Origin of the sequence: Actinomadura xylanilytica (assembly GCF_030283145.1) — a bacterium.
In the GTDB taxonomy this organism is placed as follows: domain Bacteria; phylum Actinomycetota; class Actinomycetes; order Streptosporangiales; family Streptosporangiaceae; genus Spirillospora; species Spirillospora xylanilytica.
Window position 1 is genome coordinate 192,246 of the sequence record NZ_JASNWE010000005.1, and the last position, 26,323, is coordinate 218,568.

Genomic DNA, 26,323 nt, shown 5'->3' on the forward strand with positions numbered 1-26,323 from the left:
GCGGCCCGGACGGGTGCGGCTCAGGTGGACATGGCGGTGAGGCGCGCCATGTCCACCACGCGTCCGGCGGCGTCCGCGACCACCGGGTCGTGGGTGGCGACGACCACGATGCAGTCCTGCCGTTCGGCGGTCTCGACCAGCAGCCCGGTCAGGGCCCCGGCCTGGCCGCGGTCGACCGCCGCCGTCGGCTCGTCCACCAGCAGCAGCGGGGGGTCCAGGAACAGGGCGCGGGCCAGGGCGACGCGCTGCCGCTCGCCGCCCGAGAGCTGCTCGGGCCGGTGCCCGCGCCGGTGCGCCAGGCCGACGGCCTCCAGCAGCTCCTCGGCGCGGGCCCGGTGCCGTCCGGGACGGCGGCCGGTGAGGTGGGCGACGGTGAGGATCTGGTCGACGGCGGTGAAGTTCGGCAGCAGGTTGCCCGACTGGAACATGTAGCCGATGCGCTCGCGCCGGATCCGGGCCCGCTGCGCGTCGTTCAGCGCGGCGAGGTCGGTGCCGTCCAGCAGGACGCGGCCCGACGCGGGGCGCAGCAGCGCCCCGGCGACGGCGAGCAGCGTGGACTTGCCCGATCCGGACGGGCCGACGACGGCGGTCAGCCCGCCGGAGGCGAACTCCACGTCCAGGCCGTCCAGCACGCGGTTCTCGGCGTCGCCCTTGCCGTGGACGACGGTGACGTCCTCGAGACGCAGGGTCATCGGTTGCCTCCGAGCATGGTGAGGGGGTCGGCCGAGGTGACGCGGCGCAGGGTCAGGGCGGTGCCGGCGAGTCCGGCGGCGGTGACGGCGGCGACGGTGCCGAGCAGGGTGGTGAGCGGCAGGCTGAACGGGACGGCCGAGCCGAGCGCCAGCCCGGCGCCCGCCGCGAGCCCGGCGCCGACGAGGGTGGAGGCGACCACCACGGTCGCGGCCTGGACCAGCGTGTGCGCCAGCAGCCGCCGCCGCGCCGCGCCGAGCGCCCGCAGCAGCGCCAGCTCCGGCTGCCGCTGGACCGTCCAGACCGCGAAGAAGGCGCCCACGACCAGCGGCGCGATCAGGTACAGGAACAGCAGGATCGAGTTCATCGTGATGCGCTCGCCCGAGTAGCCCGGCGCGGCGGCGAACGCCTCGTCGCGGGCGAGGGTGCGGGTGCCGAGCCGCTCGTCGGCGGCGCCGAGCACGGCGCCGCCGCCGGCGCGCAGCGCGACCGCGCTGTACTGGCCGGGCGGCGCGGCCCCGGCGCCGGCCGCGCCGGGGACCGAGAACCTGATCCGCTGCCAGGTGCCGAGCGGCATGTACCCGACGGGGACGTGCCCGTAGGACGAGCGGCCGGTGACGCCGAGCACGGGCAGCCGGATCCCGAGCCGGTCGATGACGATCGTGTCGCCGACCCGCACGCCGTCGTCGGCGATCTGCCGGGAGATCACCACGCCGTCGCCGCCGGGCCGCAGCCCGGCGCCCGACTCGACGCGCGGGGCGAGGAAGGAGCCGGGGTCGACGCCGAAGGCGGCCAGGTCGACCGGGACGCCCCGGCCGGTGCTGCCGCGCGTGATCGACACCCCCATCGGGGTGGCCTGGACGCCCTTCTCCGCGCCCCATCCGGCGGCGGTGCGGGAGTCGACCAGGCTCCGCGCGAACTGGTCGGTGCGGGCGTCGCCGGAGAAGGCGATATGGGTGGCGGGCAGCCGGCGCAGCGCCGAGACCGTGTCGTCGCCGAGGCCGGTGGTGAAGCCGGACACGATGCCGACCAGCGCGGCGATTAGCACGACGACGCAGCCCATCAGGGCGAAGCGGCCCTTGGCCGCGCGCAGCTCGCGGAGCGCGAGGAACATGGTGGGACCCTTGCGGAGAGTTGGGGACGTGGTGTCGCCAACATACATGTTAGGGACGCCGCGTCCCCAACTGGGTCCGGCCCGGACCGCCCGCCGTAGACTGTCCGGATGCCCAAGATCCAAGCCGCGACGGTCGCGGATCACCGGGAGCGGCAGCGCCGGCTGCTCGTCGAGGCCGCCCGCGCCCTGCTGGAGGAGGACGGCGACAGCGCCGCGGTGACCTTCGCCGCGGTCGCCCGCCGCACCGGCCTGGCGCGCAACAGCGTCTACAAGTACTTCGCCGGGCGGCACGAGCTGCTGGCCGCCGTCGTCGCCGCCGTCGTCCCGCAGTGGGTGGACGCGATCGCCGCCGCGATGGCCGCGGCGGGCACCCCCGAGGAGCGGATCGCCGCCTACGTGCGGGCCCAGCTCCACGTCGTCCGCGCGGGCGGCCACCGCGTCGCGCAGGCGCTCGCGGGCGGGCCCGACTCGGCCGCCCTCGCGGGCAGCGCCGCGCTCGCCCACGGCGCCCTGCTCGGCCCCGTCGAGGCGGCCCTCGCCGAGCTCGGCGAGCCCGACCCCCGCCGCGCCGCGCACCTGCTCCAGGGCATCGTCAACGCCGCCGTCACCGCGGTCGAGTCCGGCGACGACTTCGACGCCGTCACCGACCGCGCGGTCCGGATGGCCGTCGCCTCCTTCACCTGACCCGGGGTTTCCCTGCGGTTCACCCGCGGGTCGCCGGCCGCGCCTACGGTGACCCGCGTGAACGACGATCGAAGAGTGCACACCGCATCCCGCCGGACGGTGCTCGGAGGCGCGCTCGGCGCGGCCGGGCTGATCGGGCTCGGCGCCCCCGCCGAGGCGTCGCCGCGCCGCCGCCTCCGGGTGCTGGTCGCGACGAACGAGCCGTGGGGGACCTACCATGTCGAGCCGCTGCTCGCCGAGGCCGCGCGGCGCGGGGCACGGCTGACCCAGCTCGTCCCCGACTACACCCAGGCCGGCCCGGACGGCCCGGTGCCGGTCGCGACGCCGCGCCACGCGCCGCCCGCCGACCTGCTGGTGGTGACCGGCGCCGGGGACTGGCCGCTGGAGTGCGCGGCTCGGTTCCGGCGGCTGCCCCTCGCCGCGAGCTCCCTGGCCTACCTCGGCCCGGCCGAGGCCCCGGGCGCCCGCCGGCTCCGGCCCCGCCTGCGCGCCGTCACCGCCTCGTCCCCGGCGGAGGGGCGCGCGTTCGCCGGGTACCTCGGCACCCGGCGGCGCCCGCTCGTCGTCGGCTCCCCGCAGACCGACGACCTGCCGCGCCGTGCGCCCGAGCCCGGGGTGACGCTGGTCGTCACCTCCGTCACCCGTCCCGACGGGACCGGCGGGGCGGCACCCGGCACGGAGCTGCTCCTGGCGGCGGCCGAGCGGATCCAGGCGTCCGGGCGCCGCGTCCTGGTCGGCCTGCACCCGCGCGAGGACCGGACCCTGTGGGAGCGGTACGAGATCAGCGACGTCCCGACGCTGCGGGCGGCGGCGCGCGCCGAGGCGGCGATCGGGATCCCCGGGACGGTGTTCCCCCTGATCGCCGCCCTCGGCACGCCGCTGGTCGGCTGCACCGACCCCGCGCTCACCGTCCCCGGGCACCTGCTGTCGGTCTGCTCGTCCACGATCGCCGACGCCGCCGGCGCGGTGGACGCCGTCGCCCGCGCCCGCCCGGCGGACGCGGCGACGGTCGCGGACGCCGCGGGCCCGATCGGCGGCTCGGCGCGCCGCCTCCTGGACGCCTGGGCCAGGACGGCCCGCCGGTAGGGCCGCCCGGCGGGTCACCCCTTGGCGGCGTGGACGCCCGCGGAGTCGTACCAGTAGAGGAAGCCGCCCGACGCCGTGACGCCCCGGGCCCCGGGGGCGTCACGCTTGCGGAGCACCTTCCCGGTCGCCGCCGCGAACGACACCACGCTGTTCCCGCTGGCGAAGTGCACCGCGCCCTCGCCGAGGGCGGGACGGTCGAAGTCGTTGGCGAGCCCGCCCACGCGCCACCGGTCCTTGCCGGTCGCCAGGTCCAGCGCGTAGAGGGTGTCCTTGGCGAAGCAGTACGCGAGCCCGCCCGCCACCCCCGGGATCAGGATCTCGGCGTTGCGGCTCGCGCCGGGGAAGGTCCGCTGCCAGCGCAGCTTGCCGTCGGCCGTGCCGAACGCGTACAGGGCACCGCCCTGGTCGGCCGCGAACACCGTGTCGCCCGCGCCGCCCAGCGCCATGCGGTCACCGCCCCGGGTGGGCTCCGACAGCCACTTGCGCCTCCCCGCCGGGATGTCGACGGCGTTGATCGCGCCGGAGTCGTCGATGACGTAGTAGACGCCGCCGATGACGACGGGGGCCGCCTTCACCTCGCCCGACCCTCCGGGCGGGAGGTCGAAGCGCCACCGCGCCTGCCCGGTCGCGAGGTCGACCCCGAGGACCCGCCCGTCCTCGGTGGCGCACACGACCGAGCCGAGGACCGCCACCGGGTCGGCCTTCAGCGGCCCTCCGGTGTTGAACGTCCACCGCTGCGCGCCGGTGACGGCGTCGTGGGCGTTGAGCGCGTTGCCCTGCCTGACGGTGGTGAACACCAGGCCGGCCGCGGCCGGCGGGGTGGCGTCGACCTGGTCGAACGCGCCCGGAGCCGTCCAGGGGGACGAGCCGGTCCGCAGGTCGATCGCCTTGAGGGAGATCGAGCCGGGCAGGTAGGCGAGCTGCCCGGCGATGGTCAGGTGCATCGGGACGACCGGGTTCGGCCGCGTCATCCCGTCGGCGGTCCAGCGCAGCGCCCCGGTGCGGCGGTCCACCGCGACCAGCCTCCTCGTCGGGCCGCCCGTGCTGCGGACGGCGACGAACACCAGGTCGCCGGCCGCGAGCGGCCCGGCGATGGGCGCGCTCGGCGGCCGGAACGTCCATTCGCCCTTGGGGGCCGCGTCGGCCGGCCGGTCGCGGAGGACCAGCACCGCGGCGCTCGCGGCGCCGGCGACTCCGGTGACGGCCGCGGCGGCGAGGGCGGCCCGGAGCAGCCCGCGCCTGCCGACCGCGGGCCGGCCGTCCCCGCGTCCGCCGGCCGCGTGCTCGGCGAGTGGCGGGGGCACCTGGGGCGGCCGGGTGATCTCGGTCGCGACCGCTTGGGGCAGCCAGCCGACGCCGTGTGGGGCGGCGGGCGCGAGTTCGGCCAGCCACCGTAGGACGTCGGCGATGGCGGGGCGTTTGGCCGGGTCCTTCTCCATGCAGGCGGCGATGACCGCGCGTAGCTTCAGGTCGGCGATGCCGTTCAGGCGGGGTGGTTCGTGGACGACCCGGTAGATCAGTTCGGGTACCGTGCCGCCGCCGAAGGGCGCCTCCCCGGTCGAGGCGAAGATCAGCACGCCGCCGAGGGAAAACACGTCGCCGGGCGCCCCGCTGCCGGTGCCGAGTGCCTGTTCGGGGGGGAGGAAGCCGGGTGAGCCGAGGGCGGTGCCGGTCCGGGTCACCGTGCCGGCGTCGGCGGCGCGGGCGATGCCGAAGTCGATCACTCGGGCGCCGTCGGGGGTGAGGAGCACGTTGGAGGGTTTGAGGTCGCGGTGCACCACGCCCGCCCGGTGGATCCCGACCAGGGCCTCGGCGAGCCCGGCGGCCAGCGACCGTACCGAGGCGGGTGGCAGTGGCCCGTACCGGTCGACCGTGGCCTGGAGCGAGTGGCCGGGCAGGTAGGTGGTGACCAGCCAGGGCCGCTGCGCGTCGGGGTCGGCGTCGATCAGCGGCGCGGTGAACGCGCCGCCGACTGCCCGCGCCGCCGCGACCTCCCGGGCGAACCGCACCCGGAAGTCGGGGTCGCCGGCCAGTTCGTCGTGCACCAGCTTGATGGCGACGCTGCGGCCCGAGGCCGAGCGGCCGAGGAACACCTGGCCCATACCACCCGACCCCAGCCGGGCCAGCACCTGGTAATCGCCGACCCGCCGCGGGTCGGTCGGACGCGAAGCCTCCACTTCAGGCCCCCTTCACAGTGAAAGCGTGGACGCCGCCGTCTTCGCAGGCGACGTAGTACGAGCCGGCGGCCGAGGCGTCCCCACGGACCCGGGAGCCGAGGGCCGCTCGCCAGCGGATGTGGCCGGTGACGATCTGGATGCCCACCGCGTCCTCGTCCACGGTGAGGCAGAGCATGCCGTCGGCGGCCCACGGGCGGCCGATCTCCTTGCCGGCGGTCGGGCAGAGCCAGCGGACGGCGCCGTTCGCGGCGTCCAGCGCGGCGATGTTCGCGCTCCCGTCGGCGACGTAGACGGCCTGCCCCGCCAGCGTCGGCAGCCCGACCGAGGCGCCGCCGGCATAGGTCCACAGCTCCTTGCCGGTCTTGGCGTCGAGAGCGTGCAAGGTCCCCTTCGCGTCGGGGAAGAACACCCGTCCGCCCCCGGCCGCCGGAGCCCGCGCGGCGGACGGACGGCCGCCGCCGCCCTTCCAGTGCCAGCGGGTCGCCCCGGACGCGGCGTTCAGCGCATACAGGCCGTCCTGCGTGTCGACGAAGACCGTGCCCGCGTCGAAGCACGGCGTGGAGGTGAGCACGCCGCCGATGGGACGCTGCCATCGCGCCTTCCCGGTCGCCGCGTCCACGGCGTGGAATCCGTCGCCCGAGCCCACGAAGACGAGGCCGCCGCCCACCGTGGGCGTCCGGACGTCGTGGGACATCGGTGCCCGCCACCGCTCCGCGCCCGTCGCCGCGTCGAACGCGTACAGCGGTCCGCGCTCGTCGGCCCAGCCCGCGTAGAAGGCGCCGCCCGACGCCACAGGCTGCCGCCAGGTGGCGGCGCCCGCGCCCCGGCCGCCGGTTCGGTGCCCCCAGCGGCGCTTCCCGTCACCGGTCTTGAGGCCGATGAGGTTCCCCTGGTCGCCGCCCACGCACATGGTGTCGCCCGCGACCGTCAGCCCGCTGTAGGGGTCGACGCCGGCATCGCGCTTCCACAGTCGCTTGCCCTTTGTGGGCACGGGGATCACCGCCGCCGCCGGTGTCGGAGTGTTCCCGGCCGGCGGCGGGGGAGTGGGGACGGTCTTGCGCGCATCGCCCGACCGGGCGAACGCGACGGCCGTCGCGGAGCCGCCCCCAAGAACGGCCACGGCCCCGAGCCCGGCCAGCAGCAACGTGCGCCTACCCGGCCCCCGCGACGGGACGGCGCCCTCCGACCGGCTGATGCCCTCGGCAACCGGATCCGGCAGCCAGCCGGTGCCCTGCAACGCCTCAGGACCGGGCGCCCGCGCCGCCAGCCGGGGAAGCAACCAACGCGGACTGGGCCGCTTGGCCGGATCCTTCACCAGACAAGCCGCGATGAGCGAACGCAACTCCGGATCGGTGACGCCGCCCAGCATCGGCTCGTCGTGGACGACCCGGTAGATCAGCGCCTCGGCGCCGCCCGCCCGCCCGAACGGGCTCTGGCCCGTCGCGGCGAAGGTGAGGACGGAGCCGAGTGCGAACACGTCGCCGGGCGGGCCGGTCGTGCCGCCCACCGCCTGCTCCGGCGCGAGGAACCCCGGCGAGCCCATCACCGTTCCGGCCTGGGTGATGCCCGCCGTGTCGGACGCGTGCGCGATGCCGAAGTCGATCAGCCGGGGACCGTCCGGAGCGAGCATCACATTGCCCGGCTTGAGGTCACGGTGCACGATCCCGGCCTGATGCACCGACACCAGCGCCTCGGCCAGGCTCGCCCCCAGACCGAACACCGCCGGAACAGGAAACGGCCCCCATGCCTTGACCGCCTCATTCAGCGACATCCCCGGCAGATACCCCGTCACCAGCCACGGCGTCGCCGCCTCCGGATCGGCGTCGATCACCGGCGCGGTGAACGCACCGCTCACCGCCCGCGCCGCGGTCACCTCACGAGCGAACCTGCTGCGGAACGACGGCTCCTGGGCCTGCTGCGCATGGATCACCTTGATCGCCACCGGCAGCCCCGACGGCGACGTCCCGTAATACACCGTGCCCATACCGCCCGCACCCAGCCGGCCGAGTACCCGGTACCCCCCGACCCACCGGGGATCCTCCGTCATCAGCCGATCCATCGCATCCTCTCCGGGCAGGGTGACCTCCCCGCAGCCCGGACGGGCGGCGGGAGCAAGAGATCATCCCGCGTCGCGTTATCGATCCGATAAACGCGGCGTTGAAGAGGCCTGTACCGCCACGTCCGGGGGAGTCGACCAGGGAGCCACCCACCTGCACAGACAAGGGAAGAGAGCAGGGGAACCGTCCGGGACGGTCCGGCCGGGTCGGCGCACACCGACCGGCGCGGGCTCCCCGAACGGGCTCCCCGGCGCCCTTCCCCTCTGTCGGCCTCTGAGTGCCCGACCGGGGTGGCTGCCGCCATGTGAGGGCCGCGGCCTCCTCTTCGGAGAGCTGCCCCTCGTCGCGTTTTGGAGCATTGGATCCGCGAACCTGGTCTTGCTCGGTGGCATCCAACCAGGGCACCGCTGCGAGCCATCCGGGAGGAAGTTGATGCATTCCATGTTCCGCGAGCGCTTTTGTCAGGGTTCCGTGCGTCCTTCCAGTATTACGCTCGCGTTCGGAGTCATGCTGGCGGCCGCTGGCCTGACCGCCTTTGGATTGCACTTGAAATTGGTTGATCTGTACATCGGCGCCCCTGTTCGGGGATTCAAACTCGTCGACATGGCCTTCCTTCTGATGGAGATCGGCCTGTGGTGCCTCATTGCTGTTCATGCACGTCAAGGCCGCTCCTATGTCCGTATCGCCGCCGGCGTCCTGTTCGGTCTGTTCACCGTGTCGACGGCCTTCGTCGTCATCACGATCGTCTCCAACGCGGTCTCCAAGTACGACTATGGGACGAAGTCCTACATCAACCACGGCATCGCCATTCTCACCTGGGCCTGCGGTCTGATCGCCCTTATCCTGATATGGAAGCGGGATTCGAGGGAATTCCTCACCGCCTCCACATCGCCGGCCGACCCCAGAGCCTCTTGATGTGCTCGAGGAGGTCGACACTCCCGAGTGGGGGCGGGGGTCTCGCTACAGCCAAAACCCCCGCCTCGATCTCCGCAGCCCGGCCCCGCGCCCCAGGGCGGCGCCGAGCCTCCCGCTGGCCAGGGCCATCGCCACCGGTCACCTCTTGACCGTACCCAGATGTGGAATATCATCGCCATATGGTGATTGATTCCGATTGTAGAATGACCTCGCTGGACGGGCTCGCGCCCGCCGCGGCGCTGTTCCACTCGCTGGCCGACCCGGTGCGGTTGTCGATCGTGCAGCGGCTGGCGTGCGGCGAGGCGCGGGTGGTGGACCTGACCCGCGAGCTGGGGCTGGCGCAGTCGACGGTGTCCAAGCATCTGGGGTGCCTGCGCGGCTGCAGGCTGGTGGACTACCGGGCCGAGGGGCGCCAGTCGTTCTACTTCATCGCCGCCCCGCAGTTGCCGGACCTGCTGCGCTCGGCCGAGCAGTTGCTGGCCGCGACCGACCGGGCGGTGGCGCTGTGCCCCACCTACGGCACCGCCACTACCTCCACCGGCAGCGCCGAAGGCAGGGCCGCAGCGGTCGGCGACCCGGCGCGGGTGAGGTCGTGACGGCGGTGACGGCGGGGCCGTCCGCGCGGCGGCGGGACGTGCTGGCACGGCGGGTGCGGTGGCTGGTGGCCGCGACCATCACCTACAACGTGGTCGAGGCCGTGGTGGCGATCACGGCGGGGAGTGTCGCGTCGTCGGCGGCGCTGGTGGCGTTCGGGCTGGACTCGGTGATCGAGGTCGCCTCGGCGGCGGCGGTCGCCTGGCAGTTCTCCGCGCGCGACCCCGACCTGGTGGAGCGGCGGGAGAAGCGGGCGCTGCGGATCATCGCGGTGTCGTTCTTCGCGCTGGCCGCCTACGTCGGCGTCGACGCGGTGCGCGGCCTGGCCGCCGGCGGCGGCGAAGCCGGGCACTCCACGCCGGGACTGGTGCTGGCCGCCCTCAGCCTGGCGATCATGCCGTTCCTGTCGCACGCTCAGCGCCGCGCCGGCCGCGAGCTCGGATCGGCCAGCGCGGTCGCCGACTCCAAGCAGACCCTGCTGTGCACCTACCTTTCGGGCGTGCTGCTACTCGGGCTGGCGGTCAACAGCCTGTTCGGCTGGTCCTGGGCCGATCCGATCGCCGCGCTGGTCATCGCCGCCGTCGCGGTCAAGGAAGGCCGCCAGGCCTGGCGCGGCGACACCTGCTGCGCCCTTCCCCAACCCGTTCCCGGCTCTGCCCCTCACCGTGTCCCTCGCCCGGTTCCCCACGGCCGGGACGCCGCGACTGCCTGTGGTTCCGTCGACGCCCCCGACCGGGCCGGTGCCTGCGCGACGTGCGCGCCCGGCTGCGCCTGCTGCTCCTGACCGAGGCCACCGACCGCGACCCCCTCCGAGAGATGATCTTCCGCGCGATGCCCGCCCCCGTGCGAGCGGCCCACGCCGCCGAGATGCCGGCGTCGGCTAAGCCGCCGCCCGCACGGCGAGTTGCTGCAACTCGGCGGTGCACATCATCAGCCTGCGTGTCGGAAGGTGCTGCACGTAGTGGTCCAGGTCGACGCCCAGCGCGAACACGTGCACCGGGACCCTGGCGTCGCGGCCGGACCCGACGGCTTCGCGCAGTGCGGCCAGGACGGCCGGATGCCGTGTCTGGTAGACGGAGGAGACCAGGTGGTTGCCTCGGTCGGCGGCGAGGTAGAACTGGATCAGGTCCTTGGTGCCGACGAACAGCTCGCTGGCTCCAGCGGCGCAGAACTCGGCTGCTGAATGCACGGCGGCCGGCGTCTCGACGAAGACGCCGAGCGGGGTGTCGTCCCCCAAGCCGAGGAACTGCCGCAGGCGCAGGAACTCGTCCCGGTCGTTGATGAACGGGACCGCGAAGCTCAACCGGTCCGCGTCGGCGCCCAGGCGTTCCCGCACGTGGGTGCGCAGCGCCTGGAAGGCATGCGGGTAGTGGCGCTCGTGCAGCAGCCATCTGGCGCCGTGGCGGCCGAGTTCGGGGTTCGGCTCGTCGTCCACGCGGACGCCGGTCGTGATCTTGGCGGCGTCGTCCGAGCGGAGGTCGAGCAGTCTCATGATCAGGCGCTGGCCGGGGAGGAGCTCGTCCACCATCGAGCACAGCTCCGAGGCGACGGCGGCGCCGTACCGCTCGGCCTCGCGCACCCCCGCCCGGAGCGCGTCGATCGGGCTCAGGGCGGCGGAGAAGCAGAGGAACTCCTCGCGGATGAAGAACGAGTCCGCGTGCTCGACGCGCGGTGCGAGAGCGTTCGTCGACCGGATGTCGGTGGCGTCGGCGATGACCACGCAGATGGACTCGATGTCGCCGAAGGTCGCGGCGGGGGGCTCCGGCGCCCGCATCACGGGTTCGGCACCGCCGAGGACGACCGACTCGCGATCGAGTAGAAGGGTGACCTCGTCGTCGAGCGCATCCAGCTCGGACGGGTCGATCCGAAGGACGGGGATTCCGCGCGAACGGCAGAGGGACTGCATATGGCCGGTCCGGCCGCCTCTCGCGCAGATCACCGCGGAACAGCCGACGATGGCCTCGTAGAGTTCGGGGCCGAGCGCATCCACCACCAGAATGGCACCGTCGACCGGCTTCCCGCTGCGATTGCAGGGGCCGCGAACAGACCGCTTGTGCGAATCGACGAGCAATACCCCTGGTACTTCGCGAAGGCTCACGGGCGTCCTCTCTCTCACCAGTTCCCGGGTGGCTGGTCCGGGGCCGGTTCGACGCGGTCCGCGATCCGTCTCATCCGGGCAGAGCATGGTTAGAGGCTGGCAGCCGTCGAGACGGCGACGCACCTTCTCGAATGCCAACGTGGACTACCGCTGATCCGGCTCCGGCGGCTCATCGAGCCCGAGCAGCGAACGGAGGCCCCGCGGCGTCACGGACAGGTCGTTGAGCTTGGCCATGGCGGCCGTGTTCACGACGAACCGCAGCGCGCGGTCCGCCATGGGGGCTTCGCCGTAGCCGGTCATGGCGCCGCGAACGGTGTCGAGACTCTCCTCGAGCCGGATCGTCAAGGCTTCGCGGTCGCGACGGCGCCGAGCGGCCATGCGGTGCACATCGAGCAGGACCGAGCGGGCGAAGGCCGCGCGCACCTGGCGGTCCTCCGCGTCGGTCACGGTCTTGGCCACGTCGTCGGCCTGTTCGTCGTAGCAGGACTCGAGCTGATGCAGCACGGTCGCGGCGACTCCGACCGAATGGTTCTTGATCGCGGCGAGGTTGAACGCGAACGCGCCCACCCGGCCGTACCGCACGATCTCGTCGCCCTCGCGCGGCCCGCCGACCACGGTGACCGGCCCGGAGCGGGCGCCGGTCGGCCCGAGGAGGACGCCGCAGCCGTCCACTTCGACGCCGCGCCCGGTGCGCCGGTGCCGCACGGCGATCCCCTTCCGCAGCAGGTTCGTCCAGAGCGCCGAGCCGACCCGTTCGTAGTCGGTCTCCCGCCCGAAGTTCGAGATCACCAGATCCGCCTCGATCGTCTGCGCCGCGGCCCCGGACACCGACAGCCTCAGGGTGCCGGCCTCGGTGCCGACGATCTCGTCGACCTTCCCGGTGGTGAGGACGATCCGCCCGCCGTCCTCGATCGCGGCGTCGACGAACTCGGTGATGTACGCGACGGCGCTCACCCGCAGCGTGGCCAGCAGGCTCCCGTAGCGGTCCAGGAGCGCATGGAGATCGGGTGAGGGGACGCGTGCCAGGATCTCGGGCAGGTGGGGCTCCCAGGACTTGGCGACCCGTTCGGTCACCACCGCGGGTGCCACGGCGGGATGCTCCCGGGCGACGATGGCGCACGCCCGTTCCCATTCGTCCCTGAAACGCCGGACGAGCTCGTCGCGGCCTTCGTAGCCGTCGGCGTGCAGCCGTGGGGTCGGCAGGCTGAGGACGTGGTGCCGGTGGTCCGAAGGGTAGGTGCGGAGCGTGAGACCGGAACGCGAGATCATGTGGATCGGCCCGGTATGGCCACGCCGCAGGAGGAGCGAGGCCGAGTCGTAGGCGCTCAGCAGCGTGCCGACGATGGCGACCACGGCGTCCTGCCGGAGGCCGAGGACCCGCTCGATCTCCGCCTCGGAGTAGGGGTGCCGCACGAACGAAGGGTGGTCTCTCACGCCGGCCGCGAACGGGAGGTCCCGTTCCTCGAGACCTGTGGCGAGGACGACGTGGTCGGCGTGGAGGGTCATCCGACCCGGTCCCGTGCGCGGCGGGGAACGGCCTTCGACGACGACCTGCACGCGGCCGGTGCCGACCGCCATGTCGACCGCCTCGCCGTCGACTTCGAGCAGCGTCACGCCGTCCGGGGCCTCGCGGGCGGCCTCGGCGAGGCGGGTGGCGAGGTAGTCGGCGTAGAGCCGCCGGGGCGCCGGTCCGGACTCGGTGAAGGTGGAGCCGCTCCACTCCGAGGGCCAGCCGGTCCGGTCGGCTTCGCCATTGGCCCAGGCCACGAAATCGTCGACGTCCTCCCGGAACATCGACATGCGGCCCGCCTGGATGTTGAAGACGTGGTGCCAGTGGTTGCCCGCCGGGTGGTAGGCCACCCCGGCGCTCCGGTATTCGGGCCGCCGCTCGATCACCACCACCTGTAAAGGCTCACGGGCGAACTGTAAGAGGCGGATGGCGGTGGCGGTGCCGCCCAAGCCGGCTCCGACGATGACCACTCTTCGGGGACTGGAGAAGTCTATTGTGCCACCCCCGCGCGCCGATCGGTCTGCGGCAGGTTTACCGCTGCCCGAGCGTATCCTGGATCATGGTGCGGGCTCAATGACTCAAAGGCCCGAAGAGTGGCAAGGAATCGGACGGTAACGGTATGCCACCGACCGTGACCGCTTCATGGAGATCGAGCCGATCCGATTTCGCTCTGCCTACTCGGGGGAAATAGGTCCCTATTTCTCCGGGTGCAGGACGAAGATCCGCATGGTGGAGCCCGGTAATGGCCGCGGCACGCCCCGTCATCGCCGTGTGGTCGATCCACATATCCGCCTCCGCCCGGGGAGGGCGGGGCAGTGCATGATCAACCGGGCAGGAGGACGGTATGACCTCCAACGCCGACGCGGTCCTCGCCCGGCTGGACGGGATCCGGCCCGGCCTGACCGCGCTCTACAAGGACCTGCACGCCCATCCGGAGTTGTCCTTCGCCGAGGAGCGCACGGCCGCCGAGATCGCCCGGAGGCTCCGCGGCCTCGGCCTGGAGACCACCACCGGCGTCGGCCGCACCGGCGTCACCGGGCTGCTGCGCAACGGCGACGGCCCGGCCGTGCTGCTGCGCGCCGACTTCGACGCGCTGCCCGTCGCCGAGCGGACCGGGCTCCCGTACGCCAGCACCGCCACGGGCATCTACCCGGTCGTACGCCCAGCCGACCCGCACGGCGATCCTCTCGGCCGTCGACCGGATCGTGCCCGCCGCGTCCGGCGCGGAGCGCGATCCGGAGATCACCGCGATCGGCGACTTCCCGCTCCTGGTCAACGACCCGGACGCGGTCGACCGCACCGTCCGGGCGTTCCGCGACCGCTTCGGCGCGGACCGCGTCATCGACCCGGGCCCGGTCACCGGCAGCGAGGACGTCGGCGAGATCGCCACCGCCGCCGGCGTCCCGATCTGCTACTGGATCTTCGGCGGCACCGATTCGGACACGTTCAAGGCCGCCCTGAAGGCCGGTACGGCCGACCGCGACATCCCGTCCAACCATTCGGCCGAGTTCGCCCCGGTCATCGATCCCACGCTCGGCACCGGCATCACCGCCATGGTCACCGCCGCCCTCACCTGGCTCGGCCCCTGAGGCCCCGCTGCACATGGCTCCAACGTCACGGGCACCAGGTTCGCTCCGGCGGCATGACCCCGGCTGTTGAAGATCCCCTCGAACCAGAAGTGACTCTTGCCGCCAGTGGTGGCAAACTTCCCTATCACTCCCTATGTGACCTATATTAGGAGCGATGACGGAAGAAATGTACTCTGTGGAGCAGGTGGCCGAGCTGCTCGGCCTGCACGTGCGGACGGTGCGCGGCTACATCCGCGCCGGACGGCTCAAGGCGGTGCGGATCGGCAAGCAGTACCGGATCGCCCGCGCCGACCTCGACGAGCTGACCGGACGGCCGCGTCCGGCCCCGGCCCGGCCCACCGCCGCAGCGCCGGTCGAGGTGTCGAGCATCGTGCAGGTCGACGGCGTCGACCGGGCCGCCGCCGACCGGCTGGGCACGCTCGTCCTGGCCGGGACGGGCACCGGTGGCGACGGCGCGCAGCCGCTGCGCGTCCAGACCGTCCACGACGAGGAGCGGAACCGCATGAAGATCGTGATACTCGGCGGCGCCGCCGCCACCGCCGACCTGCTGCGCCTGGTCGAAGCGGTGGTCGAGGGCGACAACGGCCTGCTCGCCGGGGAGGCCGGCGATGCCTGACGTGATCCGGGAACGCGCCGGGGTGCCGGTGCTGATGTGCGACCCGGACGGGCCGCCGCTGGTCACCGAGCAGGACGCGCCGCACCTGATCGTCGCCCGGCTGCGCGCCGTCCCATGATCGAGATCCCCACCGGGCGGATCGTCCTGCGGGACGAGGGCACGAAGACGACCTGGAACGCCGAGGTCGCGGGCTTCCGGATGGCGCCGTCTCCCGTGACCCGCGAGCTGTACGGCGCCGTTCACGGAGCGGCGCCCGCGAGCCCGGCCGGGCCGCGAACGCCGGTCACCGAGGTCTCCTGGCTGGACGCGGTCCGGTTCTGCAACCTGCTGTCGCGGACGTCCGGGCTCCGGCCGTGCTACTCGGTCGGAGACGACCCCGACGGGCTGGACGCGGCCTGCGACTGGGAGGCCGACGGCTACCGCCTCCCGTCCGAGGCCGAGTGGGAGTACGCGTGCCGCGCCGGGACGACCGGCGTCCGCCACGGGGAGTTGGACGAGATCGCCTGGCACCGCGGGAACTCCGGTGGCCAGGTGCACGACGTCGCGACCAGGGCGCCGAACGCGTGGGGCCTGCACGACATGATCGGCAACGTGTGGGAGTGGTGCTGGGACCTCTACGACCCCGGCGTCTACGGCCCGTACCGCGTCTTCCGCGGCGGCGGCGCGCACGACCTTCCGCGGGGATGCCGTGCCTCGTGCCGCCGCAAGAGCCACCCGACCCTGCGCATCGACGACCTCGGCTTCCGGCTCGTCCGCTCCCTGTGAGGGGACCGCGCCGGACACTGTCAGACGCGGCTGAACCCCGCCGCCAGGTCGTAGGCGCCGCTCTTGATCTGGCCGCAGAACGCGTGCCACGCGTCCGTCCCGAAGCACAGCACCGGCCCGGACGGATCCTTCGAATCCCGCGCCGCCACCATCCGTCCGGCAGGGGCGATCTCGACGCATTCACCTTCGTTGGCGCCGCTGTAGCTGCTCTTCCGCCAGGGAGTGTGGAGCAGATCAGTTTCTCTCATGAATCCGACACTAGCCGCTGGATGACCTCTAGCGATCGGGGTTGATCGAGAGTGACAGAGAGTAGATGATCATAGATCTCGTTGTGCGCCTCCACCCCCGCATCATCTTCCGTAAATGCGAATTGAGTGACTTGATCGGCTACAACCACGGTCAACTGGCCGGGCGGTCGCAGTGTGAAGATATTGAATGGCACGGAAATCCAAAGGTATGCGCTGGCGGAGTTGGGGAGCACATGTAGCCCTATGTGGCTCAGCGTTGCGACTCGGGCCAGGTGCATCAGTTGGCCATGCATGATCGAGGGGTTTCCGACCTGATGCCCCAGCACGGATTCACTGATGATGGCGTCGTACCGTGGTGCGTCGGGCTGGTTGAGCACGGCTTGGCGGGCCATCCGGAAGTCCACAAGTGAGTCGATGTCCTCTACCGCTCCAGGGAGTCCGGCCGCCATGACCGCGCGAGTGTAGTCCTGGGTCTGAAGCAGCCCGGGGACGAGGTTGGGCTGAAAGGTGTGGATAGAAGCGGAATCGGCTTCCAAACTTGCGAGGTCCAGAGCGGCCGGAGAGATCCGGCCTTGAAAGGCGCGGGTCCAGTTCTTGCGGCGGCCTTGGGCGGCGAGGTGGATGAGGGAGTCGCGGAGGGGGCCCTCGGTGATGCCGTAGAAGTCGAGGAGCTCGCCGAGGTCGTCGACGCGGATGAGGTGGAGGCCGTTCTCGACGGTGCTGAACCAGTCGGGGGAGCGGCCGAACCTGCGGCTGGCGGTGTCGATGGTCAGCCGGGCGTCCTCGCGGGCTTGCCGGAGCGCGCCGCCGATGCGGCGGAAGCGCACGGAGGGCCGGTTCGGGTGGGCCATGACCTCACGCTTTCACGCTCCGCGATCGGGCTGCCACGGAACTGAAGGTTCAGTCCGCTGACGCTTCAGGCCGGAGATCCTTCGTACGGTGCCCGAACGGGGTCCGGGGGCCGCGTCCGGCGGCGAACGTGTCCGGCGACATCGGAAACGGACGCGGGACGGCTCGGCTCATGGCGAACGAACTCAGTGTGCTCGGCAGCATCACCCTTCCCGGAAAGGGAAGGTCGGCCCGGTATCTGCGGGTGTTCGCCCGCGACATCCTCGGCCCGGCGCATCCACGGCTGGACGACATCGGGCTGTGCCTGACGGAGAAGTTCACGAACGCGACGCTGCATACGGCGTCCGGACAAGGCGGCTGGGTCACCGTGCGGGTGCGCGGGGTGCACGGCCTGGTGCGGACGGAGGTGACCGACGACGGGGCGGACGGGCGGCGCCCGCGCTCCCGGCCCCCCGAACCGGACGCGTTCTGCGAGCGGGGACGCGGACTGCTGCTGCTGAGCGCGCTCGCCGACCGGTGGGGGTTCGACGAGGCCGGGGCGCGGACGGTGGTGTGGGCCGAGTTCCTGGCGCCCGCGCACCGCTCGCCCGCGCACCGCCGTGACCTGGGCGGCGGCTGAGTCCGGCGGCGCCCGTCCGGGGGAGTGCCCGGCCGGGCGCGGCGGTCGGGCAGGATGGGGGCGTGGTGACGGTGCCCCGGACGAACGCCCAGACGCGAGACGCGGCGCTCGCGCTCGTCCTGGCGGCGTGCGCCGTGGCGGCGGCGATGGCGTGGCCGGGGGTGCGCGCGCTGGACGCGGGAGGTGCCGCGCTGCTGGTCGCGGCGCACGTCCCGCTCGCGGTGATCCGCCGGTGGCCCGCCCCGGGGCTGGCCGTGCTGGTCGCGCTCGCCGTCCCGTTCCACCTGTTGCAGTACCAGCACCACGCCGCGGTGCCCGCCGAGGTGATCGCGCTGTTCGCGTACGCGGTGCTCGGCCGCCGGGTGCGCCTGGTGCTGACCGTGGCCGGGTTCCTGCTGTTCCTGTGCGGGACGGGCTTCGCGATGCGGGCGGGCGGGGGCACCGCGCTGGAGCAGGTCGCGGTGATCGAGGCCGTCGTCGCCGCGGTGATCGCGGTGCAGGTGTTCCGGAGCCACCGCGCCCGGGTCGCGGCGATCACCGAGCGGGCCGAGCGGGCCGAGCGGACCCGCGAGGAGGAGGCCCGCCGCCGCGTCGCCGAGGAGCGCCTGCGCATCGCCCGCGACCTGCACGACCTGCTCGCGCACAGCATCACCGTGATCGGGGTCCAGACGGGCGCCGCCGCGCATCTGGTCGGCGGCGACCGGCCCTTCGACCGGGCCGAGCTCGCGGACGCGCTCGCCGCGATCGCCGCGACGTGCCGCGACGCCCGCACCGAGCTGCGCGGCACGCTCCAGGTGCTGCGCGGCGCGGACGACGCCGACCCCGGACCCGGGGCGCTGCCCGGCCCGGCGGCGATCGCCGACCTGGTGGCCGCCGCACGTGCCGCCGGGCTGGAGGTCGAGCTGGTCGACGAGAGCCACGCCCCGCCGCCGGAGGTGGGCGTCGCCGCCTACCGGATCGTCCAGGAGGCGCTGACCAACGTCGTCAAGCACGCCGGGGCTGCCGCCGTCGAGGTCCGCCTCACCCGGGTGCGCGGCGACCTGGTGGTGCGGGTGGCCGATGACGGCCGCGGCCCGGCGGGCGGGGCGCCCGGCGGATTCGGCGTCCTCGGCATGATCGAACGGGCCCGCAGCGTCGGCGGAACGCTCGACGCCGGGGCGTGCGCGGGCGGCGGGTTCGCCGTCGTCGCGACCCTCCCGGTGGGCCCGGCGGCGGACGGCGTCCCGGCGCCGCGCGGCGCCCGGACCGTCAGGACGTGACGCCGTCGCACCCCCGCGCGACCAGGTACAGCAGCCCGGCCAGGGTGGAGCCCGAGCCGATCTCGCCGCGGGCCGCCAGCTCCGGGATCCGGGCCAGCGGCACCCACTCGATCCGCTCCGCCTCGACGTCGGTGGGCTCGCCGACCCGCTCGGCGCCCTCGGCCCGGAAGACGTGGTGGACGCCGTCGTGCACGCCCGGCGAGGAGCGGATGTCCAAAACATGGTGCATCGGTCCGGCCCGGAACCCGGTCTCCTCCAGCAGCTCGCGGGCGGCGGCCGGTCCTGGCTCCTCGCCCTCCTCGACCCGGCCGCCCGGGATCTCCCAGCCCCACCGGTCGGTGATGAAGCGGTGCCGCCAGATCAGCAGGGCCCGGCCGGCGTCGATCGCCACCACGCACGCGGCCGGCCGGACCCGCAGGAGGTGGTGGTCGAACCGCCGCCCGTCGGGCAGTTCGACGTCGGCCAGCCGCACGCTCATCCAGGGGCTGTCGTAAACCGGTCTCTCGCCGTGCGTCGTCCATCGCATGCCCCGGACGCTATCGGGGGCTTTCGCAATCTGACCGGTAGGGTCAGGATCATGGGGGACAGGGGAGGCGGGCACCGCAGTGAGCGCTGAGGTCGGCAAGACGCCCGGGGACGGTCCGGACGAGGTGTCGGGCCGCGTCTGGACGGTGCCCAACCTGCTGAGCATGGCCCGGCTGCTCGGCGTCCCGCTGTTCCTGTGGCTGGTGCTGGCCGAGGCCGACTGGTGGGCGCTCGGCCTGCTGGTGTTCGCCGGCCTGTCCGACTGGCTCGACGGCAAGCTCGCGCGGGCGCTCAACCAGACCAGCAGGCTCGGCATGGTGCTGGACCCGGCCGCCGACCGGCTCTACATCCTGGCCACGCTCGTCGGCCTGACGATCCGCGACATCATCCCGCTCTGGCTGGTGATCTTGCTGGTCGCCCGCGAGTTCGCGATCCTGCCGATCGCGCCGATCGTGCGGCGGCTCGGCTACGGCGGCACGCTGCCGGTGCACTTCATCGGCAAGGCGGGCACGATGTGCCTGCTGTACGCCTTCCCGCTGCTGCTGCTCGGCGACCACGACGGCGGGGTCGCCACCGCGGCGAAGGTCACCGGCTGGTCCTTCGCCATCTGGGGCACCGCGCTGTACTGGTGGGCGGCCGTCCTCTACTGGACACAGACGGGGCAGCTCGTGCGCGCCGACCGCGTCGCGCCGCCGGACCCCGGCCCGAACGGCGATCCGAACCCCGACCCGACTCCTGACCCGACCCCTGACTCGAACCCGGATCCGACCCCCGGCCCCGACCCGAACCCCCGCTCCGGCCCCGCGCCGGACCCGGGTCCATCGGCCGGTGAGCAGAAGGGAGCGCAGACCCCCCGATGAAGGCCGTCGTGATGGCGGGAGGCGAGGGGACGCGGTTGCGTCCCATGACCGCCAACCAGCCCAAGCCCCTGCTTCCGCTCGTCAACAGGCCGATCATGGAACACGTGCTGCGGCTGCTCAAGCGGCACGGTTTCACCGAGACCGTGGTCACCGTGCAGTTCCTGGCCGCGCTGATCCGCAACTACTTCGGCGACGGCGAGGAGCTCGGCATGTCGCTGAGCTACGCCACCGAGGAGGTGCCGCTCGGCACCGCGGGCAGCGTCAAGAACGCCGGGGAGGCGCTGCGCGACGACCGGTTCCTGGTGATCTCCGGGGACGCGCTCACCGACATCGACCTGACCGACATGGTGCGCTTCCACGAGGAGAACGGCGCCATGGTCACCATCGGGCTCAAGCGGGTCCCCAACCCCCTCGAGTTCGGCATCATCATCATCGACGACGCGGGCCGGGTGCAGCGGTTCCTGGAGAAGCCGACCTGGGGGCAGGTGTTCTCCGACACCGTCAACACCGGCATCTACGTGATGGAGCCCGAGGTCCTCGACCGGGTCGCGGCGGGCGAGTCCGTCGACTGGTCCGGCGACGTGTTCCCGAGGCTGCTGGCCGAGGGCGCGCCGATGTTCGGGTACGTCGCGGACGGCTACTGGGAGGACGTCGGCACCCACGAGAGCTACCTCAAGGCGCAGGCCGACATGCTCAACGGCCTCGTCGACGTCGGCATCGACGGGTTCGAGGTCTCGCCCGGCGTGTGGATCGGCGAGGGCGCCGAGGTCGACGCCGAGGCGGTGCTGAAGGGCCCGCTCTACATCGGCGACTACGCCAAGGTCGAGGCGGGCGTCGAGCTGCGCGAGTTCACCGTCCTCGGCAGCAACGTGGTGGTCAAGGAGGGCGCGTTCCTGCACCGCGCCGTCGTGCACGACAACGTGTTCATCGCCCCGTCCACCAACCTGCGCGGCTGCGTGGTCGGCAAGAACACCGACATCATGTCCGGCGCCCGGGTCGAGGAGGGCGCGGTCATCGGCGACGAGTGCGTCATCGAGGCCGAGGCGTACGTGTCCAGCCAGGTCAAGATCTACCCGTTCAAGACCATCGAGGCCGGCGCGGTGGTCAACACCAGCGTCATCTGGGAGTCGCGCGGGCAGCGCAACCTGTTCGGCCCGCGCGGGGTGTCCGGCCTGATCAACGTGGAGATCACGCCGGAGCTCGCGGTGCGGCTCGCCAGCGCGTACGCGACCACGCTGAAGAAGGGCACCACGGTCGTCACCGGACGGGACGCCTCCCGGGGCGCGCGCACCCTCAAGCGCGCGGTGATCAGCGCGCTCACCGCCGGCGCGATCAACGTGCAGGACCTGGAGGCGTGCCCGCTGCCGGTGGCGCGCTTCGAGACCGCCCGGGAGGACTGCGCGGGCGGCATCTACATCCGCACCACGCTCGGCGACCCGCAGGGCATCGACGTGCTGTTCCTGGACGCGGCCGGCTCGGACCTGTCGCTGGGCGCCCAGCGCAAGCTGGAACGGGTGTACGGGCGGCAGGAGTACCGGCGGGCCTTCCCCGGTGAGATCGCCGAGCTCAACTACCCGCCCCGGATCATCGAGACCTACACCCGCGACCTGCTGCGCCGGGTCGACATCAGCGGCGTCCGCGAGGCCGGGCTGAGGATCGTGCTGGACTGCGCGGGCGGCGCCGTCGCGCTGGTGCTGCCGATGCTGCTCGGCCAGGGCGGGGTGGAGGTGCTCACCCGCAACGGCGGCCTCGACGAGGTCAATCCGACCGAGACCCTCGCCGAGCGGATGCGCGACCTCCAGCGGCTCGGCGAGCTGGTCTCCTCCTCCCGTGCCGCGTTCGGCGTCCGGTTCGACCCGGTCGGCGAGCGGATCTCCCTGGTGGACGAGAACGGCGAGCTGATCCCCGACGACCGGGCCCTGCTGGTGATGCTCGACCTGGTCGCGGCCGAGCGGCGGACCGGGCGGGTCGCGCTGCCGGTCACCACCACCCGCGTCGCCGAGCGGGTCTGCCGCTCCCACGGCGTCGAGGTCGAGTGGACCTCCACCTCCCAGGACGTGCTGACCAAGGCCGCGTCCAGCCCCGGGGTGATCCTCGCGGGCGACGGCCGCGGCGGGTTCCTGATGCCCGAGTTCAGCAGCACGGTCGACGGGATCGCGGCGTTCGTCCGGCTCGTCGGGCTGGTCGCCCGCACCCGGCTGACCCTGTCGCAGATCGACGGCCGGATCCCCGCCGCGCACCTGCTGCGCCGCTCGGTGCCGACACCGTGGGCCGCCAAGGGCAGCGTGATGCGGCACGTGGTCGAGGCGGCGGGCGGCCGCGAGATCGACACCACCGACGGCGTCCGGGTCGTCGAGGCGGACGGCGGCTGGGTGCTGGTGCTGCCCGACCCGGCCGACGCCGTCACCCATCTATGGGCCGAGGGCGCCGACGCCGACGCCGCGCAGGCTCTCCTGGAGGAGTGGGCCGCCGTCATCGAGCAGGCCGGGGCCTAGAGAGGTCTCCACGACCCCCGGAGACCGCGCCCGCGGACCCGGAACACGCAGAGGCCGCGCCGGGCTTGGAAACAGGTGCAAGGGCCTGTCTCAAAGTGCCTCGGGCGTCGCGCGAGCGCGTTATCTGGCCGGTGGGGCGAAGCCGGAGGCGAGCCCCATCGGCCAGATCGCGGAGCGATGTCGCGCTCGCCCGAGCACGGTCGGCGTCCGAGCCCTAGGCGAGGACGCCGGGCCGGGCGTTTGGAAACACGGCCTAGCAGCGTTCGCGGGGGGCCAGGCCGGACGTGTCCGGCACGCTCCCGGTGTAGGCGCCGGCCAGGAACCCGACGAGCCGCCCCACGTCGGCGGTGTTGGAGACCAGCCCGAGCGAGGCCCGCACCGCCCCGCCGCTCGGCAGGCCGAGGAGCTCCAGGTACTCGTCCAGCGACCGCGTCCCGTGCCCGAGGTCGCCGCGCAGGGCGCCGGCGCCGATGCGGAAGGCGCCCTCGCCCGCGCCCGGGTTGCAGAAGCAGCCGGTGCGGATCGAGATCCCGGCGGCGGCGGTGTCGCGGGCGACGATCCGCTCGTCGACGACCCGGCCCCGCGCGTCCAGGACGTTGAACGCCACCGTCCCGCCGCGCCCTTCCGCGCCGGACGGCCCGTAGAGGCGGACGAGCGGCGTCCCGTCCGGGTGCCGCAGGGACGTCAGCCGCTCCAGCAGCAGGGCGGTCAGCCGGGCGACCCGCCGGTGGATCGGGCCGAGGCCGATCGCGGTGATCCAGTCCAGGCCGAACGCTACGTCGGGGATGGCGAGGAAGTTGAGCGTGCCGTCCTCGAACGCCGTCTCGTCGCCCGCGGGAACGTGCCATCCGCCGAGCGCGCTGACCGCCTGGATCGTCCCGCCGGCGAACCACGGACGCCGCAGCCGCGCCAGCGCCTCCCGCCGCGCGACCAGGCAGCCGACGCCGGTCGGGAAGCCGAACACCTTGTACCAGCTCACCGGCACGAAGTCCGGGTGCACCTCGCTCAGGTCGAGGCGGTTGGCGGGCACGAACGCGGCGGCGTCCAGCAGCACGTCGTAGCCGCGCTCGTGCGCGAGGCCGACCCAGCTCAGCGGGTGCTGCACTCCGGTGAAGTTGCTCTGCGCGGGGAACGCCAGCAGCCCCCGGCGCCCGTCCGGCGCCCCTTGGCCGAACGCGGCCACGACGTCCTCCTCACGCGCGCGCAGGTCGGGCGGGCATGCCGGGACGTAGGTGACGCGGGCGCCGCGCGCCCTGGCGTACTCCCGGATCCCGTTGACGGAGTTGTGGTTGTCGGCGGTGAGGACCAGCCGGGCGCCGTCCTCGAACGGGTACGCCTCGCCGACCAGCCTGCACGCGCCGGTCGCGTTCGCCGTGAACACGACCGCGTACTCCTCGGGGGAGGCGTTGAAGAAGGCGAGCACGGCGGTCCGCGTCTGCTCGACGAGCCGCGTCGAGGCCGCCGAGGTGGGGTTCTCCGAGTGCGGGTTGCCGTAGCAGTGGCCGCGCAGCCGCTCGCCGTGCGCGCGGAGCTGCGCGTCGGCCGGCAGGCCCGCGCCGGTGTAGTCCAGGTAGGCGTGGCCCTCGGCGTCGAGATAGCCGTACTCGGCCGCGCGAAGCTCGTCGAGCCGGTCCTCCGCCGCGCCGCCGGGGTGCCCCGGCATCGCGCCGAGGGTGGATCCGGACGTGGTCCCCATGGTGCCCCCCGAGCGAGAATCGCCGTTCCCACCAGGGTGATCCGAATGCCGGGTGAATGTCGACAAAGATTCGATATGGCCTCTATCGGCCTCGCAGGTTTCCGGCCGCCCCGGTCCCCTCGCCGGTCAGGTCCGCCGGGCCACGACGAGGCAGGTGGCGGCCAGGAAGAACACCGTGAAGCCGCCGAGAAGGGCCCAGTCGACGCCCACCGCCCTGGAGAACGTCCCGCCGTAGGAGGCCAGCAGCGGCGGCCCCAGCGGGGAGCCGCCCGCCGCCCACAGCCGCTCGACACCGAGGCTGTGGCCCAGCGCCTCGAAGGCCCAGCGGTTCGACATCGCGTAGCTCAGCCACCGACCCGGCGCCGCCATCACCGGAACCGGCAGGATCGCCCCCACGAACAGCACCTGGGGGAAGCACAGCATCGGCAGCGCCATGGTGGCCTGGGCCGGGTCGGTGACGGCGGCCGACACCAGCAGCCCGAGCGCGAGCGCAGCCACCGAGCACAGCAGCAGCGTGACGAACAGCCCCCCGTACGTCCCCCAGTCGGCCCGTGGGAGCCGCTCGAGCGCCCGCAGCACCCCGAGCATCAGCGCGTCGACCACGGCCAGCAGGGGCAGCAGCACGGCCGCCTTCGCCAGCACGTACGGCCCGGCGCGCAGCCCCGCCAGCCGCTCGCGCCGCAGCACCGGCAGCTCCGTGCAGATCTGGAGGAGGCCGTAGGTCAGCCCGAAGAAGAACCCGCCGAACGCGATCCAGAACAGGATCATGACCGTGGCCGACGGGCTCGGCGCCTGCGGGGAGAACGCCCCCGGCCGGAACAGGACGGCGAACATCACCAGCACCATCACCGGCGACCCCGCCAGGACCGCCAGCGTGAGCCGGTTGCGGGTGAGCAGGTCGAGGTTGCGGCGGGTCAGCAGCAGCCACTGCCGCACCGCGCCGACCGGCCGTCCCGGCGGCGGCGCCTGCGGCTCCGCCGCGGGCCGCGAGGAGGGGACGGCGGCGGACGCGCCGCCGAACCGCCGGTCCCAGTCCTGCGGCGCCTCCGCTTCGCCGAGGCGCAGGTAGATGTCCTCGATCGCGTCCACCCGGAACCGGGCCCGCGCCTCGTCCGGAGAGCCGAAGAAGGCCAGCGCCCCGTCCGGCGTCAGCACCGCCAGCCGGTCGCACACGGCGGCGTCGGGCGCGTGGTGCGTCGTCAGCACCACCGTGGTGCCCGAGTTCGCCAGGCCGCGCAGCAGCCGCATCAGGTCGGCGGCCGTGGCCGGGTCGAGGCCTGAGGTCGGCTCGTCCAGGAAGAAGGTCCCCGGCCGGGTGAGCAGCTCCACCGCGATGCTGGCCCGCTTGCGCTCGCCGCCGCTCAGCGACCCGACGCGCTGCCCGGCCAGCCCCGTCAGCGCGAGCGCCTCCAGCGCGGCGTCCACCGCCCGGTCGATCTCCCGCGCGCCCGTCCCGGCCGGGAGCCGCAGGCCCGCCGCGTACCGGAGGGTGCGCCGCAGCGGCATCTCCAGATGGACGATGTCGTCCTGCGGCACGTACCCGAGCGCGCCCCGGTCGCCGTCGTACCGGACCTCGCCCTCCGCCGGGGGCCGCACGCCCGCGATCGCGTCCAGCAGCGTGGTCTTGCCCGCGCCGCTGCCCCCGATGATCGCGACGAGCTGCCCCGTCCCGATCGTCAGCGACACGTCCCGCAGCGTGCGCCGCCCGCCGTCCGCCCGCTGCCCGACCGCCACTACCTCGATCATCTCCGGCCACTCCCCGTAGGTCGCCCGCGCCGCCCGCCGCTACGAACGATGACCGAACGTGGTCGCCGAGTCCAGTACGGGCCGCAGCCCGCCGCGCCGCGCCGCGCCGCCCCCGGCCCGCCGTTGACCTG

General features: G+C 73.4%; 25 protein-coding genes. 13 read left to right on the forward strand and 12 right to left on the reverse strand.

All coding sequences use genetic code 11. The features are described from left to right. Positions 1–20: 20 nt before the first annotated feature. Both QP090_RS30685 and QP090_RS30690 read right to left on the reverse strand, forming a co-directional pair. The gene (locus tag QP090_RS30685; protein WP_285943001.1) at positions 21–692 is read right to left on the reverse strand and encodes an ABC transporter ATP-binding protein; all 672 of its coding nucleotides are present in this window, start codon (positions 690–692) and stop codon (positions 21–23) included. Beyond that, positions 689–1,804 (reverse strand): ABC transporter permease, encoded by a 1,116-nt coding sequence (locus tag QP090_RS30690; protein ID WP_285943003.1) that lies wholly within the window; start codon positions 1,802–1,804, stop codon positions 689–691. The genes QP090_RS30685 and QP090_RS30690 overlap by 4 nt, the downstream gene beginning before the upstream one ends. A 108-nt stretch (positions 1,805–1,912) precedes the next feature. Here QP090_RS30690 and QP090_RS30695 point away from each other — a divergent pair, with 108 nt between their 5' ends. Next, positions 1,913–2,488, forward strand: a complete 576-nt coding sequence (locus tag QP090_RS30695) for a TetR/AcrR family transcriptional regulator (RefSeq protein WP_285943004.1) — start codon at positions 1,913–1,915, stop codon at positions 2,486–2,488. 57 nt (positions 2,489–2,545) lie between these two features. After that, positions 2,546–3,574: a hypothetical protein gene (locus QP090_RS30700; RefSeq protein WP_285943006.1), complete on the forward strand. Its 1,029-nt coding sequence runs from the start codon at positions 2,546–2,548 to the stop codon at positions 3,572–3,574. Positions 3,575–3,588: 14 nt separating this feature from the next. Here QP090_RS30700 and QP090_RS30705 read toward each other — a convergent pair whose 3' ends face one another. Then, positions 3,589–5,751 (reverse strand): serine/threonine-protein kinase, encoded by a 2,163-nt coding sequence (locus QP090_RS30705; protein WP_285943007.1) that lies wholly within the window; start codon positions 5,749–5,751, stop codon positions 3,589–3,591. A gap of 1 nt (position 5,752) precedes the next feature. Continuing rightward, the gene (locus QP090_RS30710) at positions 5,753–7,798 is read right to left on the reverse strand and encodes an outer membrane protein assembly factor BamB family protein (RefSeq protein WP_285943009.1); all 2,046 of its coding nucleotides are present in this window, start codon (positions 7,796–7,798) and stop codon (positions 5,753–5,755) included. Positions 7,799–8,240: 442 nt separating this feature from the next. On the opposite strand from QP090_RS30710, the gene QP090_RS30715 reads away from it, so the two are divergent. From QP090_RS30715 to QP090_RS30725, 3 genes are all read left to right on the forward strand, one after another. After that, positions 8,241–8,723: a hypothetical protein gene (locus QP090_RS30715; protein WP_285943010.1), complete on the forward strand. Its 483-nt coding sequence runs from the start codon at positions 8,241–8,243 to the stop codon at positions 8,721–8,723. Between the two features lie 179 nt (positions 8,724–8,902). Continuing rightward, positions 8,903–9,319: an ArsR/SmtB family transcription factor gene (locus tag QP090_RS30720; RefSeq protein ID WP_285943012.1), complete on the forward strand. Its 417-nt coding sequence runs from the start codon at positions 8,903–8,905 to the stop codon at positions 9,317–9,319. Beyond that, positions 9,316–10,101, forward strand: a complete 786-nt coding sequence (locus QP090_RS30725) for a cation efflux transmembrane domain-containing protein (protein WP_285943013.1) — start codon at positions 9,316–9,318, stop codon at positions 10,099–10,101. The genes QP090_RS30720 and QP090_RS30725 overlap by 4 nt, the downstream gene beginning before the upstream one ends. A gap of 96 nt (positions 10,102–10,197) precedes the next feature. Here QP090_RS30725 and QP090_RS30730 read toward each other — a convergent pair whose 3' ends face one another. From QP090_RS30730 to QP090_RS30740, 3 genes are all read right to left on the reverse strand, one after another. Further along, positions 10,198–11,502 (reverse strand): putative PEP-binding protein, encoded by a 1,305-nt coding sequence (locus tag QP090_RS30730; protein ID WP_285943015.1) that lies wholly within the window; start codon positions 11,500–11,502, stop codon positions 10,198–10,200. A gap of 57 nt (positions 11,503–11,559) precedes the next feature. Continuing rightward, positions 11,560–13,395, reverse strand: coding sequence for an FAD/NAD(P)-binding protein (locus QP090_RS30735; protein WP_285943023.1), 1,836 nt, complete (start codon positions 13,393–13,395; stop codon positions 11,560–11,562). A 353-nt stretch (positions 13,396–13,748) separates the two neighbouring features. Further along, positions 13,749–14,102: a hypothetical protein gene (locus tag QP090_RS30740; protein WP_285943024.1), complete on the reverse strand. Its 354-nt coding sequence runs from the start codon at positions 14,100–14,102 to the stop codon at positions 13,749–13,751. 28 nt (positions 14,103–14,130) lie between these two features. Here QP090_RS30740 and QP090_RS30745 point away from each other — a divergent pair, with 28 nt between their 5' ends. The 4 genes from QP090_RS30745 (at position 14,131) to QP090_RS30760 (ending at position 15,895) form a co-directional block, all read left to right on the forward strand. Beyond that, positions 14,131–14,514, forward strand: a complete 384-nt coding sequence (locus QP090_RS30745; protein ID WP_285943026.1) for a zinc-binding metallopeptidase family protein — start codon at positions 14,131–14,133, stop codon at positions 14,512–14,514. 154 nt (positions 14,515–14,668) lie between these two features. After that, complete coding sequence (locus tag QP090_RS30750) at positions 14,669–15,130, forward strand: helix-turn-helix domain-containing protein (RefSeq protein WP_285943028.1); 462 nt, start codon at positions 14,669–14,671, stop codon at positions 15,128–15,130. After that, the gene (locus QP090_RS30755; protein ID WP_285943029.1) at positions 15,123–15,248 is read left to right on the forward strand and encodes a hypothetical protein; all 126 of its coding nucleotides are present in this window, start codon (positions 15,123–15,125) and stop codon (positions 15,246–15,248) included. The genes QP090_RS30750 and QP090_RS30755 overlap by 8 nt, the downstream gene beginning before the upstream one ends. Further along, complete coding sequence (locus tag QP090_RS30760; protein WP_285943030.1) at positions 15,245–15,895, forward strand: formylglycine-generating enzyme family protein; 651 nt, start codon at positions 15,245–15,247, stop codon at positions 15,893–15,895. Before QP090_RS30755 ends, QP090_RS30760 begins: the two co-directional genes overlap by 4 nt. 20 nt (positions 15,896–15,915) lie before the next feature. On the opposite strand, the gene QP090_RS30765 is transcribed toward QP090_RS30760, so the two are convergent. Together QP090_RS30765 and QP090_RS30770 are read right to left on the reverse strand one after the other, a co-directional pair. Then, positions 15,916–16,143: a DUF397 domain-containing protein gene (locus QP090_RS30765; RefSeq protein WP_285943032.1), complete on the reverse strand. Its 228-nt coding sequence runs from the start codon at positions 16,141–16,143 to the stop codon at positions 15,916–15,918. Next, positions 16,140–16,994 carry a helix-turn-helix domain-containing protein gene (locus QP090_RS30770; protein WP_285943034.1) on the reverse strand — a complete coding sequence of 285 codons (855 nt, stop codon included), beginning with the start codon at positions 16,992–16,994 and terminating at the stop codon, positions 16,140–16,142. The genes QP090_RS30765 and QP090_RS30770 overlap by 4 nt, the downstream gene beginning before the upstream one ends. A gap of 170 nt (positions 16,995–17,164) precedes the next feature. On the opposite strand from QP090_RS30770, the gene QP090_RS30775 reads away from it, so the two are divergent. Both QP090_RS30775 and QP090_RS30780 read left to right on the forward strand, forming a co-directional pair. Beyond that, positions 17,165–17,611 (forward strand): ATP-binding protein, encoded by a 447-nt coding sequence (locus QP090_RS30775; RefSeq protein WP_285943035.1) that lies wholly within the window; start codon positions 17,165–17,167, stop codon positions 17,609–17,611. A 62-nt stretch (positions 17,612–17,673) separates the two neighbouring features. Continuing rightward, entirely contained in the window at positions 17,674–18,870 is a 1,197-nt protein-coding gene (locus QP090_RS30780; protein ID WP_285943036.1) for a sensor histidine kinase, read from the forward strand. Here QP090_RS30780 and QP090_RS30785 read toward each other — a convergent pair. Beyond that, entirely contained in the window at positions 18,860–19,396 is a 537-nt protein-coding gene (locus QP090_RS30785) for an NUDIX hydrolase (protein WP_285943038.1), read from the reverse strand. The genes QP090_RS30780 and QP090_RS30785 overlap by 11 nt on opposite strands. A gap of 163 nt (positions 19,397–19,559) precedes the next feature. On the opposite strand from QP090_RS30785, the gene QP090_RS30790 reads away from it, so the two are divergent. After that, complete coding sequence (locus QP090_RS30790; protein WP_432763101.1) at positions 19,560–20,255, forward strand: CDP-alcohol phosphatidyltransferase family protein; 696 nt, start codon at positions 19,560–19,562, stop codon at positions 20,253–20,255. Further along, positions 20,252–22,750 carry a mannose-1-phosphate guanyltransferase gene (locus tag QP090_RS30795; RefSeq protein ID WP_285943041.1) on the forward strand — a complete coding sequence of 833 codons (2,499 nt, stop codon included), beginning with the start codon at positions 20,252–20,254 and terminating at the stop codon, positions 22,748–22,750. Before QP090_RS30790 ends, QP090_RS30795 begins: the two co-directional genes overlap by 4 nt. Before the next feature lie 253 nt (positions 22,751–23,003). Here QP090_RS30795 and QP090_RS30800 read toward each other — a convergent pair whose 3' ends face one another. Next, a complete protein-coding gene (locus tag QP090_RS30800) occupies positions 23,004–24,446 on the reverse strand; it encodes an aminotransferase class V-fold PLP-dependent enzyme (protein WP_285943043.1) in 1,443 nt (480 codons plus the stop codon). A 126-nt stretch (positions 24,447–24,572) separates the two neighbouring features. Beyond that, positions 24,573–26,192: an ABC transporter ATP-binding protein/permease gene (locus QP090_RS30805; RefSeq protein ID WP_285943045.1), complete on the reverse strand. Its 1,620-nt coding sequence runs from the start codon at positions 26,190–26,192 to the stop codon at positions 24,573–24,575. Positions 26,193–26,323 lie beyond the last annotated feature (131 nt).